This is a genomic window from Kitasatospora sp. NPDC058444 (assembly GCF_042721415.1).
Classification (GTDB): Bacteria; Actinomycetota; Actinomycetes; order Streptomycetales; family Streptomycetaceae; genus Kitasatospora.
In genome coordinates this window covers 544,208-562,460 of record NZ_JBHXLL010000001.1, presented here as the reverse complement: position 1 = coordinate 562,460, position 18,253 = coordinate 544,208, and the positions used below count along the sequence as shown (strand labels likewise).

The 18,253-nt window shown below is 73.6% G+C and carries 15 protein-coding genes; 8 read left to right on the top strand and 7 right to left on the bottom strand.

Annotated features, from left to right (window positions below):
* The 5 genes from ACFWP2_RS02565 to ACFWP2_RS02545 form a co-directional block, all read left to right on the top strand.
* Positions 1–1,150, top strand: a 1,150-nt coding sequence (locus ACFWP2_RS02565) for a sulfate adenylyltransferase subunit 1 (RefSeq protein WP_380447465.1), incomplete at its 5' end; no start/stop codon positions are given.
* A gap of 246 nt (positions 1,151–1,396) precedes the next feature.
* A complete protein-coding gene (locus ACFWP2_RS02560) occupies positions 1,397–2,560 on the top strand; it encodes an aliphatic sulfonate ABC transporter substrate-binding protein (RefSeq protein ID WP_380447463.1) in 1,164 nt (387 codons plus the stop codon).
* 217 nt (positions 2,561–2,777) lie between these two features.
* Positions 2,778–3,581, top strand: a complete 804-nt coding sequence (locus ACFWP2_RS02555; RefSeq protein ID WP_380447518.1) for an ABC transporter ATP-binding protein — start codon at positions 2,778–2,780, stop codon at positions 3,579–3,581.
* Positions 3,568–4,485 (top strand): ABC transporter permease, encoded by a 918-nt coding sequence (locus ACFWP2_RS02550; RefSeq protein ID WP_380447461.1) that lies wholly within the window; start codon positions 3,568–3,570, stop codon positions 4,483–4,485. The genes ACFWP2_RS02555 and ACFWP2_RS02550 overlap by 14 nt, the downstream gene beginning before the upstream one ends.
* Before the next feature lie 10 nt (positions 4,486–4,495).
* Positions 4,496–5,230 carry a sirohydrochlorin chelatase gene (locus tag ACFWP2_RS02545; protein WP_380447459.1) on the top strand — a complete coding sequence of 245 codons (735 nt, stop codon included), beginning with the start codon at positions 4,496–4,498 and terminating at the stop codon, positions 5,228–5,230.
* Positions 5,231–5,277: 47 nt separating this feature from the next.
* Here ACFWP2_RS02545 and ACFWP2_RS02540 read toward each other — a convergent pair whose 3' ends face one another.
* From ACFWP2_RS02540 to ACFWP2_RS02520, 5 genes are all read right to left on the bottom strand, one after another.
* Positions 5,278–6,048, bottom strand: coding sequence for a ricin-type beta-trefoil lectin domain protein (locus ACFWP2_RS02540; protein ID WP_380447457.1), 771 nt, complete (start codon positions 6,046–6,048; stop codon positions 5,278–5,280).
* Positions 6,049–6,371: 323 nt separating this feature from the next.
* Positions 6,372–7,085, bottom strand: a complete 714-nt coding sequence (locus ACFWP2_RS02535) for a ricin-type beta-trefoil lectin domain protein (RefSeq protein WP_380447455.1) — start codon at positions 7,083–7,085, stop codon at positions 6,372–6,374.
* Positions 7,086–7,433: 348 nt separating this feature from the next.
* Positions 7,434–9,107, bottom strand: a complete 1,674-nt coding sequence (locus ACFWP2_RS02530) for a DEAD/DEAH box helicase (protein WP_380447453.1) — start codon at positions 9,105–9,107, stop codon at positions 7,434–7,436.
* Positions 9,108–9,267: 160 nt separating this feature from the next.
* Entirely contained in the window at positions 9,268–9,474 is a 207-nt protein-coding gene (locus ACFWP2_RS02525; protein WP_030060364.1) for a cold-shock protein, read from the bottom strand.
* A gap of 294 nt (positions 9,475–9,768) precedes the next feature.
* Positions 9,769–11,883 carry an MMPL family transporter gene (locus tag ACFWP2_RS02520; RefSeq protein WP_380447451.1) on the bottom strand — a complete coding sequence of 705 codons (2,115 nt, stop codon included), beginning with the start codon at positions 11,881–11,883 and terminating at the stop codon, positions 9,769–9,771.
* 636 nt (positions 11,884–12,519) lie between these two features.
* On the opposite strand from ACFWP2_RS02520, the gene ACFWP2_RS02515 reads away from it, so the two are divergent.
* The 3 genes from ACFWP2_RS02515 to ACFWP2_RS02505 all read left to right on the top strand — a co-directional run bounded on the left by ACFWP2_RS02515 (position 12,520) and on the right by ACFWP2_RS02505 (position 17,157).
* A complete protein-coding gene (locus ACFWP2_RS02515) occupies positions 12,520–14,754 on the top strand; it encodes an MMPL family transporter (RefSeq protein ID WP_380447516.1) in 2,235 nt (744 codons plus the stop codon).
* A 262-nt stretch (positions 14,755–15,016) separates the two neighbouring features.
* The gene (locus ACFWP2_RS02510) at positions 15,017–15,910 is read left to right on the top strand and encodes a phosphotransferase enzyme family protein (protein WP_380447449.1); all 894 of its coding nucleotides are present in this window, start codon (positions 15,017–15,019) and stop codon (positions 15,908–15,910) included.
* A 173-nt stretch (positions 15,911–16,083) separates the two neighbouring features.
* Positions 16,084–17,157, top strand: coding sequence for a polysaccharide deacetylase family protein (locus ACFWP2_RS02505; protein ID WP_380447447.1), 1,074 nt, complete (start codon positions 16,084–16,086; stop codon positions 17,155–17,157).
* A gap of 82 nt (positions 17,158–17,239) precedes the next feature.
* Here the strand turns inward: ACFWP2_RS02505 and ACFWP2_RS02500 are convergent, their stop codons facing one another.
* Positions 17,240–17,365, bottom strand: coding sequence for a hypothetical protein (locus ACFWP2_RS02500; RefSeq protein ID WP_380447445.1), 126 nt, complete (start codon positions 17,363–17,365; stop codon positions 17,240–17,242).
* Positions 17,362–18,063: an exonuclease domain-containing protein gene (locus tag ACFWP2_RS02495; protein ID WP_380447443.1), complete on the bottom strand. Its 702-nt coding sequence runs from the start codon at positions 18,061–18,063 to the stop codon at positions 17,362–17,364. Before ACFWP2_RS02495 ends, ACFWP2_RS02500 begins: the two co-directional genes overlap by 4 nt.
* Between the last annotated feature and the right edge of the window lie 190 nt (positions 18,064–18,253).

Below are 18,253 nucleotides of genomic sequence, written 5' to 3'. Positions count from 1 at the left end.
CACGCCCGACCTGGCACTGCTCACCGACGGCCTGCGCGCCGAACGCGAACAGGGCATCACCATCGACGTCGCCTACCGCTACTTCGCCACCCCCCGGCGCCGCTTCATCCTCGCCGACACCCCCGGCCACGTGCAGTACACCCGCAACATGGTCACCGGCGCCTCCACCGCCGAACTCGCCGTCGTCCTCGTCGACGCCCGCAACGGCATCGTCGAGCAGACCCGCCGCCACGCCGCCGTCGCCGCCCTGCTGCGGGTGCCGCACGTCGTCCTCGCCGTCAACAAGATGGACCTGGTCGACCACGCCGAGCCCGTCTTCGCCGCCATCGCCGCCGAGTTCACCGCCTACGCGGCCTCGCTCGGCGTCAAGGACGTCCTCGCGATCCCGATCTCCGCCCTCGCCGGGGACAACGTCGTCGAACCCTCCGCGCACATGGACTGGTACGGCGGCCCCACCCTCCTGGAACACCTGGAGACCGTCCCCGTCGGCACCGACCCCGGCGCCGAACCCGCACGCTTCCCCGTCCAGTACGTCATCCGCCCCCAGACCGAGGAACACCCCGACTACCGCGGCTACGCCGGCCAACTCGCCTCCGGCGTCCTACGCGTCGGCGACCCCGTCACCGTCCTGCCCACCGGCCACACCACCACCGTCACCGGGATCGACGCACTCGGCCGCGAGGCGGAACTCGCCTGGGCCCCGCAGTCCGTGACCGTCCGCCTGGCCGACGACCTCGACATCTCGCGCGGCGACCTCATCGCCGCCGGCCCCGCCCCCGTCCCCACCAAGGACATCGAGGCCACCGTCAGCCACCTCAACGAGCGCCCGCTGCGCGCCGGGGACAAGGTGCTGCTCAAGCACACCACCCGCACCGTCCGCGCGCTCGTCAAGGAGATCTCCTACCGCATCGACATCGACACCCTGGAACAGCGCTCCGGCGCCGACGGGCTCAATGTCAACGACATCGGCCACGTCGTCCTGCGTACCGCCGAGCCGCTCGCCCTCGACCCGTACACCGACAACCGCCGCACCGGATCGTTCCTGCTGATCGACCCGGCCGACGGCACCACCCTCACCGCCGGCATGGCGGGCGAGGCCTTCGACACCGTACCCACCACCGGCACACCCGACGAGGAGGACTGGGTCTGATGCCCAGCGAGGCGTTCTCGGGCATGGACAAGGAAGGCGGCCGCATCGGCAGCGGCGTCCTCGGCAGCGGCCAGGGCGGCCTGACCCGATGTGCGGGCCGACAGGGCTGAGTACGCCCTGTCACCGGGCTGTCTTCCCCCCACAGTCGCCCGGCTTGCCCCGGCACACCGCTGCCGCGCGCACCACCTTCCCGTACCTTCCGCCCGGGACCGCCTCCTGACGGTCCGTCCGCGAACAGGACTCACCATGGCACCGAACCAGGCACCTTCGCATACCCAGGCCCGCCCCGGCGCCGGCCGGATCAGACGCACCGCGGCGGCCGCCGCGGCCGGTCTGACCGCCGTCGCCCTGCTGTCCGCCTGCGGCTACGGTTCCAAGGCGGACGACAAGTCCTCCGACGCCAAGGCCAACGCCGCTGCCACCGCCGGGAATTCCGGCGCGAAGCTGTCCGCCGACACGGTGAGGATCGGCTACTTCGCCAACCTCACCCACGGCACCCCGCTGGTCGGCCTCCAGGAAGGCATATTCCAGAAGGAACTCGGCTCCACCCAGGTCAAGGCCCAGGTCTTCAATGCCGGGCCGGCCGAGATCGAGGCGCTGAACGCCGGGTCCATCGACATCGGCTGGATCGGCCCCTCCCCCGCGATCAACGGCTACACCAAGTCCGACGGCCAGTCCCTGAAGATCATCGGCGGTTCCGCCTCCGGCGGCGTCAAGCTGGTCGTCAACCCGGACAAGATCGCCTCCCTGGACGACCTCAAGGGCAAGAAGATCGCCACCCCCCAGCTGGGCAACACCCAGGACGTGGCGCTGCTCAACTACCTCGCGGGCAAGGGCTACAAGGTCGACGCGGCCTCCGGCGCCGGTGACGTCTCGGTGGTGCGCACCGACAACAAGGTCACCCCCGACGCCTACAAGTCCGGCTCCATCGACGGTGCCTGGGTGCCCGAGCCCACCGCCTCCAAGCTGGTCACGCTCGGCGCGAAGGTCCTGCTCAACGAGAAGGACGTCTGGCCGGACAAGAAGTTCGTGATCACCAACATCATCGTCTCGCAGAAGTTCCTCAAGGAACACCCGGACGTGGTGGAGGCCGTGCTGCGCGGCTCGGTGAAGACCAACGCCTTCATCAAGGCCGACTCCGACAAGGCCAAGGCCGACGCCAACGAGGCGATCAAGAAGGAGGCCGGCAACTCCCTGGAGCCGGCGATCCTCGACCCGGCCTGGGCCGACATCGACTTCCTGGACGACCCGCTGGCGAACACCCTCCAGGCCGAGGCCGACCACGCCGTCACCGCCGGGCTCCTCAAGAAGCCCAACCTGAACGGCATCTACGACCTCACCCTGCTGAACAAGGTCCTCGCCGCCCAGGGGCAGCCGACCGTCGCGGACGCCGGGCTCGGCGCCAAGTAGCGCCCGCGGCACCGCCGTTCGTCCCGACTCCGCGGTCCGGCCCCGCCCGCCCGGTCGATCCCCGATCGATGCCCACCGGGACGGGCGGGGCCCGGGCCCCGGCCCCGCCCCGCAGGCCCCACAGGCCTCGCAGGCCCCGCAGGCCCCGCAGACCTCTCCCTCCTGGCCCGTCCTCGGGCAGGAGGGGCCCATGACCACTCACGCAGGAGGTGCCCGGATGACCCCGGCACTGACCACCTCGGCGGACGCCCCCGGCGTCGACGCCCAGGGCGGCGCGCCCGCCGTCCGGATCTCGCACGTGCACAAGTCCTTCGGCCGCCCCGGCGCCCAGACCCACGTCCTGGACGACATCACCCTCGACGTCGCCCCCGGCGAGTTCGTCACCCTGCTCGGCGCCTCCGGCTGCGGCAAGTCCACCCTGCTCAACCTCGTCGCCGGCCTCGACCGGCCCACCGCCGGCACCATCGAGGTGCCCGGCGGGCGGCCCGCCCTGATGTTCCAGGAACACGCCCTGTTCCCCTGGCTCACCGCCGGCAAGAACATCGAACTCGCCCTGAAGCTGGCCGGCGTCGCCCGCCCCGAGCGCCGCGCCGAGGCCGAGCGCCTCCTCGAACTCGTCCGCCTGGGCGGCGCCTACGACAAGCGCGTCCACGAGCTGTCCGGCGGCATGCGCCAGCGCGTCGCCATGGCCCGAGCCCTCGCCCAGGGCAGCGAGGTCCTGCTCATGGACGAGCCGTTCGCCGCCCTCGACGCCATCACCCGCGACGTCCTCCACGACGAGATCACCCGCATCTGGGCCGAACGCCGGCTCTCCGTCCTCTTCGTCACCCACAACGTCCGCGAAGCCGTCCGGCTCGCCCAGCGCGTCGTCCTGCTCTCCTCCCGCCCCGGGCGCGTCGCCCGCGAATGGCAGATCGACCTGCCCCAGCCGCGCCGCATCGAATCCGCCGGCGTCGCCGACCTGTCCATCGAGATCACCGAAGAACTGCGTGGGGAGATCCGTCGCCATGGCCAGCACTGACACCACCCCGGTCCTCGACAAGCACGACAGAGCCGGGCAGAGCGCGAGCGACACCGTCGACGTCGGCGCGGGCCTGGACGCCCTCGACGCCGTCACCGCGCAGCGCGGTTCGCTCGGCGAGGCACTGCGCGGCAAGGCGCTGCCGCCGCTGATCGGCGTCCTCGTCGTGCTCGCGCTGTGGCAGGGCGCGTACAGCCTGGAGCTCACCTCCTCCTACAAGCTGCCCAGCCCCGCCGACGTCTGGCGCTCCGCCCAGGACCTCTGGTACCAGGGCACCCTGCTCTCCATCATCTGGACCAGCGTCTGGCGCGGCCTGTCCGGCTTCCTCCTCGCCGTGGTCATCGGCACCCCCATCGGCCTGGTCGTCGCCCGCGTCAAGCCCGTGCGCACCGCCATCGGCCCGGTCCTGCAGGGCCTGCAGTCCCTGCCCTCCGTCGCGTGGGTGCCCGCCGCCGTCATCTGGCTCGGCATCAACGACTCGATGATGTACGCCGTCATCCTGCTGGGCGCCGTGCCCTCCATCGCCAACGGCCTGGTCGCCGGCATCGACCAGGTCCCCCCGCTGTTCCTGCGGGCCGGGCGCACCCTCGGCGCCACCGGCCTCACCGGCGCCCGCCACGTCCTCATCCCCGCCGCCCTGCCCGGCTACCTCGCCGGCCTCAAGCAGGGCTGGGCCTTCTCCTGGCGCTCCCTGATGGCCGCCGAACTCGTCGCCTCCTCCCCCGACCTCGGCCGGGGCCTGGGCCGGTTCCTGGAGGACCAGCGCGAGTTCTCCGACATGTCCGGCGTCCTGCTCGGCATCATCCTCATCCTGTTCGTCGGCATCGCCATCGAACTCCTCGTCTTCACCCCCGTCGAACGCCGCGTCCTGCGCAACCGCGGCCTGCTGGCCACGAGCAAGTGAGGCACCGCTGATGCCCGCCCTCCTCCTGATCGCCCACGGCAGCCGCGACCCGCGCCACGCCGCGACGGTGGCCGCGCTCGTGGAGGAGGTGCGGGCGCAGCGGCCCGGCATCGAGATCGCCACCGCTTACCTGGACCACTGCGCGCCGCGGATCCCGCAGGTGGTCGGGCGGCTGACGGACGCGGTGGCGGTGCCGCTGCTGCTCAACCGGGCGTTCCACGCCAAGCACGACATCCCGGCCGCGCTGCGCGCCGCCGGCGCCCGGCTGCCGGTCGCGGACGTGCTCGGCCCCTCCGCCCCGCTGCTCGCCGCGCTGGACCGCCGGCTCGCCGAGGCCGGTCTGGCGGTCGGCTCGGCCGCCGTCCGGGCCCGGACCGGCGTCGTGCTGGCGGCGGCCGGCTCCTCCGACCCGGCCGCCGACGCGGCGACCCGCGCGGTCGCCGCCGAGTGGCGCCGTACCCGCGGCTGGGCGGCCGTCGAGGTCGCCTACGCCTCCGCCGCGGGCCCGCGCGTGCCCGACGCCCTGGCCGCCCTGCGCGCCGCGGGCGCCGGACGCACCGCCGTCGCCCCCTACCTGCTGGCCCCGGGCCTGCTCCCCGACCGCATCGCGGCCGCCGCCGAGGAGGCCGGGGCGGACGTCCTGGCCGGCGTCCTCGGTCCCGCCCCCGAGGTGGCCGCCCTCCTCCTGGAACGCCACGACGCGGCCCGCCGGACCGCCGAGGCGGCCCCGGCCCTCACCGCCTGAGCGTCACGAGGCCTTGCGGTGCCGGTACTCGGCCACCGCGGCGGGTGTCAGACGGGCAGGTGCCAGACCTGGTTGACGGCGGTGGCGCCGAAGCAGTCCCAGATCTGCAGGACCGCGCCGTTCTCACTGGAGACGCCCCGGACGTCCAGGCAGCGGCCCGACTGCGGGTTGACCAGCGAACCGTCCGAACGGGCCTGCCACTTCTGGGCACCGCTGCCGTTGCACTCCCAGGTCCGCACCAGCGTGCCGTTGCCGGTGCGCCCGCCCTCGACGTCCAGGCAGTTGCCGACCGCCCGCACGGTGCCGTCGGTGCCGACCTTCCAGGTCTGGTTCACGTTGCCCAGGCAGTCCCAGATCTGGGTCTGGGTGCCGTTGGCGGTGCTGCCGCCGCGCACGTCCAGGCACTTGCCCGCGATCCCGGTGATCCGACCGACCGGCCCGGCCGGTACCGCCGGACCGAACTGGATCCAGCCCAGACCCGGCGTCAACGGGTACCGGCACGAGGCGGAGGAACCGGTGCCGCTGCCGGTGACCCAGTTGCCGACCGACGACTCGTAGATGGGGACGTGCCAGGTCCAGTCGTAGCCCCTGCAGTCGACCCCGACGCGCCAGGTCTGCATCGGGTCGATGCCCGTACAGGTGCCGACCGGGTTCAGGGGGGCGTCGTCGACGGTGCAGCTCCCGACGCCGCCCGGGCCCGGGACGGTGCTGTTCGTCGTGCTCCGGGTCGTGCTCTCGGCGGCACCGGCGGCGGGCGCGGTCAGCGCGGCGGCACCGGCGAGCAGTGCGGTGGCGAACAGGGCGGCGGTACGACGCATGGGAGAGTCCTTCCGGGGAGGGTGAACCGGGCAACCCGCATGTGAAGCACTCGTGGAATCAATGTGATCTTCATGTGGGCCGCGCGAAAGCTTCGGGCAGGTCGCGTCCACGGTCAACGGGGCGGGGTGAAGATCACGCCACCGGTCCGCCCACGCACGGGGCGGGTACGGTACGGGCCCGGAACGACCCGGGCAGGTCGGGCACGCCGCCGATCCGGCCGGATCGCGTACGGCCCGGCCCCCGGGTGAACGGGGGCCGGGCCGCGGGCGGGCGGTGCCGGGTCAGAGGCGGCGGACCGGAAGGGCCGGACCGGGGACGGCCGTCAGACCGGGAGGACCCACTTCTGGTTCTCGGCGCCGTTGCAGTCCCAGATGCCCAGCTGGTTGCCGTTGGCGGTGGAGAAGCCGAGGTCGTCCAGGCAGCGGCCGGACTGCGGGTTCAGCAGCGAGCCGTCGGCCCGGGCCTGCCACTGCTGGGCGCCGGTGCCGTTGCAGTCGTAGATCTGCACCTTGGTGGCGTTGCCGGTGTTCCCGCCCGAGACGTCCAGGCACTTGCCGAGGGCGCGGATCGTGCCGTCGACGCCGATCCGCCACTTCTGCGCGACCGTGCCGTTGCAGTCGTAGATCTGGACGGCGGTGCCGTTGCCGGTGTTGGCGCCCTTCACGTCGACGCACTTGCTCGCGTAGCCGGTGATCTGGCCGGTCGGGCCGGCCGGCGGCGTGGCGCCGAGGACGACGCGCGGGAACATCACGCTGTCGCCGATCATGCAGGAGGCGGAGACGGTGCCGTCGCCCATCGCCAGGCCGCCGATGGCGGGGCGGGAGAACTGCATGGTGTGGGTGGAGTCCCAGTAGAGGCAGCTGGCCGTCACGGTCCAGGTCTGCATCGGGTCGAGGCCGCTACAGGTGCCGACGGCGCTCCAGGCGCCGGCGTAGGCGCTGCAGGCGGGGGCGGCCTGGGCCGCGGTGGCCGGTGCGACCAGCGCGGCGGCCCCGGCGAGCAGGGCGGTGGTCAGTACGGCGGTGGTTCGGCGCATGGGAGGGTCGTCCTTCCGGATCGGGGGATCGCGTCGACTCACCGTCCACGCCCGTCTGGTGACGGCGCGTCGGACGGTTGGTCGCGGGAAAGACTCGGGGGTGCGCGGTCGGCCGTCAACCGGCAGGTCACCGGCATCTGCCGGATGCGGCGGGGCTGAGCAGGGCCGTCGGCCCGAGCGGCAGTTTCGCCGGGAGCGCGCGGCCGGGCCGGAGGAGGGCCGTGCGGGGAGAGCGCCGAGGAGGCACGGCGAAGCAGGGCGGCCGGAACGCGAACGGCCCGGCTCCCCCCTGGCGGGGGAGCCGGGCCGTCGTCGGAGCGGACGGGCCGTCGTCGGGCCGGAAGGGCGTCAGTCCGCCTTGCGGCGCTGGCGGCCGGTGCCGTAGTTGGAGCCGGACTTGGAGCCGCTGCCGGGCTTGGCGCGGCCCGAGGAGCGGCCGATGAAACCGGCCGCCTGCGGGCGGTCGCCCTGGGCGGCGGCGCCCATGCGCTGCTTGGGGCGGGGGCGGCGCGGGTTGCCGTTCATGTCGACGTCGGCGGGCAGCGCGGAGCGCTTGCCCGGCCGGCGGCGCGGGGCACCGGTCTTGGCCCCGGCGGGCTTGCCGGCGCCGGCCTCGGCCGCCGCGCCGGCGGCCTGGTTCGCGACGACTGGCACGGCCAGCGTCACCGCGACGCCGCTGGGCGTGCGGGCGCCGGTGATCCGGGCCAGGTCGGCGTCGCCCGGGCGGATCTTGGTGACGGTCGGACGGATGCCGGCGACCGTCATCAGCCGGTTGACCTCGCGGCGCTGCTCGGGCAGCACCAGGGTGACGACCGTCCCGGACTCGCCGGCGCGGGCGGTGCGGCCGCCGCGGTGCAGGTAGTCCTTGTGGTCGACCGGCGGGTCCACGTTGACGACCAGGTCCAGGCCGTCGATGTGGATGCCGCGGGCGGCGACGTTGGTGGCGATCAGCGCGGTGACGTGGCCGTCCCGGAACTGGTCCAGGACCCGGTTGCGCTGCGGCTGGGACTTGCCGCCGTGCAGGGCGGCGGCCTTCACGCCGTTGGCGAGCAGCTGCTTGGCCAGCCGGTCGGCGCCGTGCTTGGTGTGCACGAACATGATCACGCGGCCGTCGCGGGAGGCGATGTGCGCGGTGGCGGAGGCCTTGTCGGTCTGCTCCAGCTGGAGGACGTGGTGGTCCATGGTGCTGACGGCGCCGGCCGAGGGGTCGACCGAGTGGGTCACCGGGTCGGTCAGGAAGCGCTTGACCAGCCGGTCGACGTTGCGGTCCAGGGTGGCGGAGAACAGCATCCGCTGCCCGCCCTCGGCGACCTGCTCCAGCAGCTTGCTGACCTGCGGCAGGAAGCCCATGTCGGCCATCTGGTCGGCCTCGTCGAGGACCGTGATCGCGACGTCGGAGAGGTTGACGTCACCGCGCCCGATCAGGTCGTCCAGCCGGCCCGGGGTGGCCACCAGCACCTCGGTGCCGCGGCGCACCGCGTTGGCCTGCCGGTTGATCGACATGCCGCCGACGACGGTGGTGATCCGCAGGTTGACGGCGGTGGCGTACGGGGTGAGCGCGTCGGTGACCTGCTGGGCCAGCTCGCGGGTGGGCACCAGGACGAGCGCCAGCGGGTACCGGGCGTCGGCGCGCCGGCCGGCGGTACGGGCGAGCAGCGGCAGGCCGAAGGCCAGGGTCTTGCCGGAGCCGGTGCGGCCACGGCCGAGCACGTCGCGCCCGGCGATCGAGTCGGGCAGCGTGGCGGCCTGGATCGGGAAGGGCTCGGTGACGCCCTCACGGGTGAGCGCGGCGAGGATCCCCTTGGGGAGGTCGAGCTCGGCGAAGGAGGCCGCCGGGGGCCGGGCCGGGGTGCCCTGGACCACGGTGAACTCGGTGGCCTCGGGGACGGCGGCGGGGCGGCCCTGCTTGGGGGCTGCGCCGCGGCCGCGCGGCTTGCGCGGGCGGTCGCCGCCGGCGGTGCGGCGGGCCTGGTCGGTGGTGCGGGGGCCGCGGTCGCGCGGCGGGCGGGCAGGGGTGGTCACGGGATCTCCGTCCGTCGGTCGGCAGCCCGGGGTACGGGCTGGGTCGGCCGTCGGAGGAAAGAGTGCGCCGCCCCGGCCGTACGGCGGCATGAGCGGGGGCCCGCACCGTGCGGTGCGGGCCCCCGCTTCGCGATGATCGCGAGTCAGCGTGGAGCTGACGTCAGCCGATGATCTGGATGTTCTCGGCCTGCGGGCCCTTCTGGCCCTGGGTGACGTCGAACTCGACCTTCTGGCCCTCGAACAGCTCACGGAAGCCCTGAGCCTGGATGTTCGAGTAGTGGGCGAACACGTCGGCGCCGCCGCCATCCTGCTCGATGAAGCCGAAGCCCTTTTCGCTGTTGAACCACTTCACGGTGCCGGTAGCCATAACCGTCTCCTCTAACTGGGGCATCAGGGACCCACACCTCGTGAGTCCCCAAGTAGCCGCGATCCCCATCCGGAGACTGAAACACCGGACAAAACAAATGCGCCTGTCGGTTGGAACCAGCAGGCGCACACCACGTTCATGGGAACCAAAACTGCAACTGCTTCGACTGTAGCACGGTGGAACCGGGGTTGACCGGGGATTTTCCGCCTCGGAGATCACGTTTGGCGGCTCCGGGAAAGGGGCAGCGGCGCCCCGCCGAAGCGGGACGCCGCCTTGCCTCACGGGCCGGTCGGATCAGCGCCGGCCGGCCGGCTCCGGCACGCCGTGCGGGTCGGCCAGCGGGGCCGGGCCGTGGCCGTGTCCGTGGCCCGGGTCGGCGCCGTGGCCGGGCCACCAGGCCTTGTTGCCGATCAGCGCGGTGAGCGCCGGGGTGAAGAACATCGCCATCACGAAGGCGGCCAGGATGATGCCGAAGGCCATCGCGAAGCCGAACTCCAGCATGAAGATGTTGCCCGCGAGCATGAAGGTCGCGAAGGACGCCGCCAGGATGAAGCCGGCCGCCGCGACGGTCGGGCCGCCGTGGCGCAGCGCCTCGCGCGCCGCGTCACGCGGGCTGCGACCCTCCCGGGCCTCCTCGCGGAGGCGGGCGATGATCAGGATGTTGTAGTCGGTGCCGATCGCCACCACGAAGAGGTAGATGAGGATCGGCAGCATGAACATCAGGCCGGTCTCTCCGCCGATGTTCTGGAAGAGCAGCGTGGTGCTGCCGAGGGTGGCGGTGAAGCCGAGGCCCACCGAGGCCATCAGGTACCAGGGGGCGACCACGCTGCGCAGTTGCAGGGCGAGGATGAGCAGGATCAGCAGACCCGCGATCGGGAAGACCAACTTGTAGTCGTGGGTCATCGCGAGGTTGATGTCCTTGTAGACGGCGGTCAGGCCGCCGACCTTCGCCGAGGTCCCGGCCGGCGCCTGGCCGTGCGCGACCTCCCGGAGCTGCGTGAGAGTGTCGATCGCCTCGTTGCTGTCCGGCTTGTGGGTCAGCATGACGGTGAAGTCGGCCGTCACGCCGTCGGCGCTGAGCTGGGGCTTCGGCGCGGCCTGGGCCACTCCGGACACCCCGCCGAGCTTGGCGGCGTAGGACTCGAACGCCGCCGGGTCGAGCTTGGCGCCGCTGGTGTTGGTCAGGAAGACGTGGGTCGGGTCGGCCGCGCCGGCGGAGAAGCCGTTGATCATCTTGTCCTGGACGACCATCGACTCCTTCTCCTTGGGCATGGAGCTGCCCGCCAGGTCGAAGGTGCCGTTGTAGCTCAGGGCGCCGGCGGACAGCGCCAGCAGCACGCCGCCGGAGGCGAGCGCGACCGCGGCCGGGCGCTTCTGCACGATCCGGCCGAGCGCGGCGAAGCGCGCGTCGTTCGGCTCCCGCATCCACTTCTTGCCGGGCCAGAACACGGCACGGGCCGGGATGACCGCGAGCAGGGCGGGGGCCAGGGTGAGCGAGGCGAAAGCGGTGACCACGACGGCGATGGCCAGTGCGGGGCCGAGGGCCTTGAACATGCCCAGGCTGGAGAGGATCAGCACGGCGAACGCGACGGTGACCGCGCCGGCGGCCGAGGCGATCGCCTCGCCGACCCGGCCGACCGCGTTGGCCACGGCCTCCTTGCGGTCGTCACCGGCCCGCAGCCGCTCGCGGTAGCGGAACGCCAGGAAGAGGAAGTAGTCCGTGCCGACACCGAGCACGACGACGATCAGGATCGCCGAGAGGATCGGGGTGGTCTCGAGGCCGAAGGCCTTGGTGGCGTAGTTGATCAGGCCGTTGGAGGTCGGCATGGCGACCACGAGCGAGACCAGGAGCGGCAGGAGGCCGGCCAGGATGCTGCGGAAGATCAACCCGACGATGATCGCGACCAGGACGATCGTCGCCATCCCGATGAGGGCGTCGGCCGAGCCGGAGGCCTCCTGCTGGTCCAGCGACTGCGCGGCGGCGCCGCCGAGCTGGAACTTGACGTTGCTGCCCGAGGCGAGCGCCTTGCCCTCCTCGCGGAGGTGCTTGGCGACGTCGCCGAACGCCTTGGGGTCCTGCTGCTTGGTCTTGTCGATGGCTATCGGGGCGAGCGCGTACTTGCCGTCCTTGGACGTGGTCTGCTCGCCGACCGGGATGATCTTCTCGACGGCCTCGATCTTCTTGTCCGTGAGGCCCTGGACGATCCTGGCCATCGCGGCCTTGTCGTCCTCGTTCAGCGCGCCGCCGTCGTTGCGCTCGAAGAGCGCCAGCGCGGACGGGGTGAAGCTGGCCGGGAACGCCTGCTCCTGGAGCTGCGCCGCCTGGATGGACTCGTAGTGCTTGGGCAGGAACGCGGACTCGTCCGTCTGCGAGGTGACCTTGGGTGCCGTCGCGACGATGGCGATCATCGCGACCACCCACGCGGCGATGACCCACCACGCGCGGCGAACGACGAATTGTCCTAGTCGGTGGAACATGCTCGTGATGCCTCCTGGGCATGGTTCACCGCAGCCCTTGGGGGACGGGACGCTGGGCAACGGCAAGGCCGGCTCGGGGAGAGCCCCATGGGCACTCCCTTGCCGGTCGGCAGGTAAGTGGATCTGGGGCATCATCCTACGGGCACTTGCTTGCCGCCCGGCAAGCAGTTTTCGCGTGCTTCAACCCCCGTGGGCCGCCCCGAAGCGGCCCCGACCCAGTTTCCCCTGCCCGCGACCCCGTCGACCTCGTGCTCCGGGTGGAGTCTTCTCCCCCTCAGGGTGGAGGAGCATCCCCTACCCCCCAGGAGGAGATCTCGGGGTCCGGGGGTAGGGAAAACCCCACCGCGGCCCCCGGGAGAGCACCAGGAAACGGCCACCCGCCAGCCGGATTACCCGTCAACTCCCGCTTCCCTACTGTCGATCGGGACGCCGGACCGCACCCGGCGCACGCAGGCCGGCGGCACCCGACCCAGGGCCGCCGCTCCCGTCCGGCGCCGACCGCCGCTCTCCCAGGGGGGAAGAACCACCGTGAAGCCCGTGAAGTCCAGACTCGGCCCGGCGGCCGCGATGGGTGCCTGGAGCGCCCGGCACCGCAAGACCGCCGTGTTCGGCTGGCTGCTCTTCGTCGTCCTGGCCGCCGCGCTCGGCACCGCCCACGGCAGCACGAAGATCACCGACGCCGAGCAGGTCCCCGGGCAGGTCTCCCGGGCCGCACGGATCCTCGACGAGGCCGGGCTGCAGAGCCCGGCGAGCGAGACCGTCCTGGTCCAGAGCGCCACCCGAAGCGCCGACGACCCGGAGTTCCACGCCGCCGTCGGCCAGGTGGTCGCCGCCGTGAACGGCACCGGCGAGGCCGCCGAGGTCCGCTCGCCGTACGACACCAAGGCGGTCTCCGCGGACGGCCACTCCGCGCTCGTGACGCTGACGCTCAAGGGCGACCGCGCGCAGGCGCCCGACCACGTCCAGCCGGTGCTGGACGCGGTGGCCGGCGTGCAGCGGCAGCACACCGAGCTGACCGTGGTCCAGCTCGGCGACGCCAGCTCCGGCAAGTGGATGCAGGACCAGCTCAAGAACGACTTCGCCCGCGCCGAGTGGACCGCCGTGCCGCTCGCCCTCGGCATCCTGCTGGTCGCCTTCGGCGCGCTGGTCGCCGCCGTGCTGCCGGTGGTGCTCGCGCTCACCGCCTTCGTCGCCGCCGCCGGACTGGTCGCCCTCGGCAGCGGGTTCCTGCACACCAGCGGCGACGCCTCCTCGGTGATGCTGCTGGTCGGCCTCGCCGTCGGCGTCGACTACTGCCTCTTCTACCTGCGCCGCGAGCGCGAGGAGCGGGCCGCCGGGCGCGACGCCGCCACCGCGCTGGCCGTGGCCGCCGCCACCAGCGGGCGGGCGGTGCTGGTCTCCGGCGTCACCGTGGTGGTCGCCATGGCCGGGATGTTCCTCACCGGGATCGCCACCTTCAAGGCGATGGCCTTCGCCACCATCGTGGTCGTGATCACCGCCGTGCTCGGCTCGCTCACCGTGCTGCCCGCGCTGCTGTCGCTGCTCGGCGACCGGGTCGAGAAGGGCCGGGTGCCGCTCCTCGCCAAGCTGCGCCGGCCGGGCGCCGCACAGGACGGCGGACGGATCTGGAACGCGGTGCTGACCCCGGTGCTGCGCCGACCGCTGGCCGCCACCGTGCTCGCCTGCGCCTTCCTGCTGGCCCTGGCCGCACCGCTGCTCACCATGCACACCGCGAAGCTGACCTTCCAGCAGCAGCTGCCCCGGGGCAACGCCCTGGTCGCCGTCTCGCAGAGGATCGAGGCCGCCTTCCCCGGCAGCCCCGCCCCCGCCACCGTGGTGATCAAGGCCGCCGACATCGACTCCCCCGCGATGACCGCCGCGATCGCCGAGCTCAAGGCCCGGGCGCTGTCCGGCGGGCGGATGCACGGCCCGGTCGAGGTCGCCGTGCACCCCGACCGGAACGTGGCCACCGTCGACATCCCGCTCAACGGCTCCGGCAACGACACCACCAGCAACGAGGCCCTGAGGAGCCTGCGCGAGGACCTGGTGCCCGCCACCGTGCTCAAGGTGCCCGGCACCGAGGCACCCGTCACCGGCCAGACCGCGAGCTCGTACGACTTCAACCGCAAGATGACCGACTCGATGCCGCTGGTCTTCGGCTTCGTGGTGGTCCTCGCCTTCCTGCTGATGCTCACCTCCTTCCGCTCCCCGGTCGTCGCCCTCACCGCCGTGGTGCTCAACCTGCTCTCGGTCGGTGCCGCGTACGGGGTGCTGACGCTGGTCTTCCAGCACGGCATGGGCGCCTCGCTGCTGGGCACCGCCGGGGTCGGCGCGGTGGAGTCCTGGGTGCCGCTGTTCCTCTTCGTGATCCTCTTCGGGCTCTCGATGGACTACCACGTCTTCGTGGTCTCCCGGATCAAGGAGGGCCACGACCGCGGCCTGCCGACCCGGGCCGCGATCGCCCACGGCATCCGCTCCACGGCCGGGGTGGTCACCAGCGCCGCGGTGATCATGGTGGCGGTGTTCTCGGTCTTCGGCTCGCTGTCCATGCAGGTGATGAAGCAGATGGGCGTGGGCCTGGCGGTCGCGGTGCTGATCGACGCCACGGTGATCCGCGGGGTGCTGCTGCCCTCGGTGATGACCCTGCTGGGCGAGCGCAACTGGTACCTGCCGCGCTGGCTGAACCGGCTGCCGGACCTCTCGCACGGCGATCCCCTCCCGCCGGTCGGCGCCGGCCCGGCCCCGCACGACCGGCCGACCGCCCCGGCGGAGGGGGCGCGCCACCGCCGGGCCGAGGCCTGACGCTCCCCGACCCGCCGGCGTCCTCGACCCGCTCGACGCGCCGGTCCGTCCGACCCGCCGACCCGCTCGACCTGCTGGTCCGTCCGACCCGCCGACCCGCTCGACCTGCTGGTCCGTCCGACCCGCCGACCCGCTCGACCCGCCGGCCTGTCCGACCCGCCCGACGCCGGGCCCCGCAGCGCGCGGGGCCCGGCGTCCGTGCGTCATGATGATCACCGTCCGGGATTCCCCGGATGAACGCCGGCGGAACGGAACACCAGTCATGATCCCCTTCGACGAGGGCCGCGCCCGGGTGCTGCTCGCCCGGGCCTGCGAGTCGGCCGGGCTGGCCGCCCCCGACGGGGCCACGCTGCTCGCGCTCGGCGAGAACGCCGTCTTCGACCTCGGCGACCCGGCCGTGGTCGCCAAGGTGGGCCGCGGCCCCGAGCTCTACGACCGGGCGCACCGCGAGCTGGCCCTCGCCCACTGGCTGGCCGGGCAGGACGTCCCGGTGGTCCGCCCGTACGACGCGGTGGCGCCCGAGCCGCAGCTGGCCGACGGCCACCCGGTCACCTTCTGGCACCGGCTCGCGCCCGCCGTCCGGCCCGCCCGCCCGGTCGACCTCGCCCCGCTGCTGCGCGCCCTGCACGGGCTGCCGTTGCCGCCCTTCACCCTCGGCCGGCGCGACCTGCTGGCCCCGGTCGAGCGCTGGCTGGCCTCCGCCGAGGGCCATGTGGACCCGGTGGACGTCGCCTTCCTGCGCCACCGCCGGGACGCCTTCGCGGCCGCCCTGCCCGACCTCGTCCCGCAGCTGCACCCCGGGGTGATCCACGGCGACGCGCTGCCGCGCAACGTCCACATCGGCCCGGACGGGCCGGTGCTGCTCGACCTGGAGTTCATGGCGAACGACCTGCGCGAGCACGACCTGGTGGTCCTCGCCCTCAGCCAGGACCGCTACGGCGTGCCCGTCGAGGAGTACCGCGCGTTCACCGAGGCGTATGGCTGGGACGTGCGCGAGTGGCCCGGCTTCACGGTGCTGCGCGGCGCCCGGGAGACCGCCAGCGCCTCCTGGGTGGCGCAGCAGGCGGCCAGCAACCCGGCCGCGCTGAAGGAGTTCCGGCGCCGGGTCGACTCGCTGCGGGACGGGGCCACCGAGGTGCGCTGGTACCCCTTCTGACGGCCCTCCCCGATACCCGTGGCGGGGCACGGCCGCCAGCGGGGCGAGTGTGAGAAGACTCTTACGGCGGGTCGGTCCGGTCCGCAACCGAGGAACGTACGATCGGCGTCCTGTCGGACAGTCGTCCTGACTCGAGAGACCGGCACCGCACTCGCACCTCAGGAGCCGCCGCCATGCACCGGACCGCCCCACGCCCCCTCGCCCCGACCCGAACGTCCCGATCCCGGCGCCGGCTGCTCGTGGGCTGCGTCACGGTGGCCGCCGCCCTGGGGCTGGCCGCGTGCGGGACGGCCGGCGGGGCGCTCCGGCCGCCGAGCGCCGCGGCGCCGTCGCAGGCGCCGTCGCAGGCGCCGTCGCCGACGCAGTCCCCGGCCACCGCCCAGCCGGGCGGGACGGCGGCGACCACCATCGCGCCGGCGCCCGGATCGGACGCCGTGCCGCCCGGCGCGGGCTCCCCGGCCGCCTCCGCACCGGCGGTGCCGGCGGTGCCCGCGAAGCCGACGCCGAAGCCGTCCACGGCCACGGGCTCCCCCGTCTCGGCCGCGCCCACCGCGCCGGCCACCCCGGCCGTACCGGCCGCCCCGAGCATCCCGAGCGCCCCGGCCGCCGACCCGTCCTCGCCCGCGGCGCCGCCCCCGCACACCGGGGCGGGCACCGTGATCGGCTCCACCGCCTCCGGCGGCCGCACCGTCGCGCTCACCTTCGACGACGGCCCGGGCCCGGCCACCGGCCAGATCCTCGACCTGCTCGCCCAGTACCACGCCAAGGCCACGTTCTGCCAGATCGGTCAGAACGCCGCCGCCAACCCCGCCATGGTCAAGCGCGTCCTGGCCGCCGGGCACCGGCTCTGCGACCACAGCGTCCACCACCCGCAGCCGTTCGCGAAGCTCCCGCACGACCGGGCCGTGGACGAGATCACCACCGCCCGGAACATGATCGTCCAGGCCGGCGGCCCCGGCACCGAGGTCGGCTGGTTCCGCGCCCCGGGCGGCGGCTTCAACGCCGACAACGAGCACATCACCGCGGGCCTCGGGATGTCCTCGCTCGGCTGGTCCGTGGACCCGCGCGACTGGGCGCGTCCGGGGACGCCGGCGATCGTCGCGGCCGTGCAGAAGCAGCTCAAGCCCGGCGGCGTGGTCCTGATGCACGACGGCGGCGGCGACCGCGGCCAGACCGTGGCCGCGCTCAAGCAACTGCTGCCCTGGCTGGTCGCCGAGGGCTACACCTTCGACTTCCCTGCCGCGTAAGGCTGTTGGGGGCGCGGCCCGCGTCCGCGGCTCCAGCTCCCGCCCCCAGCCCCCCGACCCCCGTCCCGCCGCCGGGCGGAGGTCAGCGGACGCGCAGCCGGTGGACCTGCCGGGAACCGCCCTCCGGGCCCGACTCGGCGGCGACGGCGAGGGCGAGGGCGAGGAAGCCGGGCAGGCCTGCGGGGCGGGCGGGCCGGACGGTCGTCACCGGGCGGGCCAGCGCGGGTCGACCACCGCCTGCGGGTCCTTGCCGCGGCGCAGCCAGGCCTGGAGGCCCTCGGCCCACTGCCGGTACCAGTCGATCTGCCGCCGGTGCAGTTCGGCGGGCTCCACCGACCCCACCTCGGCCGGGTAGCGCCCGGCCAGCGCGACGGCGACCCGGACGGCGGCGAGCGCGTCACTGCCCGCCTCGTGGGCGTCCGTCAGCTCCACCCCGTACAGCTCGCAGACCCGCTGCAGGGTGCGCGAGCCCTTGCGGTACTTGTCCACGGCCCGGTCGATCACCAGCGCGTCCAGCACCGGCCCGACCGGGCGGCCCAGGCGCTCGGCGAGCGTCGCCAGCCCGTGCCGGCGCAGTTCGGCGTCGAGCAGCGACAGGTCGAACGGCGCGTTGAACGCCACCACCGGCCGCCCGGCGGCGATCCGCTCGCAGAGCGCGGCGGCTATCTCCTCCACCGCCTCCTTCGCCGGTCTGCCCTTGCCCCGCGCCACCTCGTCCCCGATCCCGTGGATCGCCTCCGCCTCGGCGGGTATCGGCACCCCGGGGTCGAGCAGCCAGTGCGCGGCCCCCACCCGGGCGGCCCCGACCGTGTCCACGAGCGCGGCCGTGACGATGCGGTCCACGGCCGGGTCGGTGCCCGTGGTCTCCAGGTCGAAGCCGACCAGTGGCTGCTGCCACCAGCTCATCAGGTGTGTCCTTCCGTCCTGCCTCTCGAAACAGCCCCTATCATCACCCGGCCCACCGACAACCCGGTCCTGGGGGCGGCCGGCGGCCCGGTCCGGACGGGCCCTCGGGCGGGCCTGACGCTTCGCGTCGGATCAGGGCACGGCGTCGGGGTGCGTGCCTCGCAAGGCGGAGGAGGGGGCAGTGGGGGCA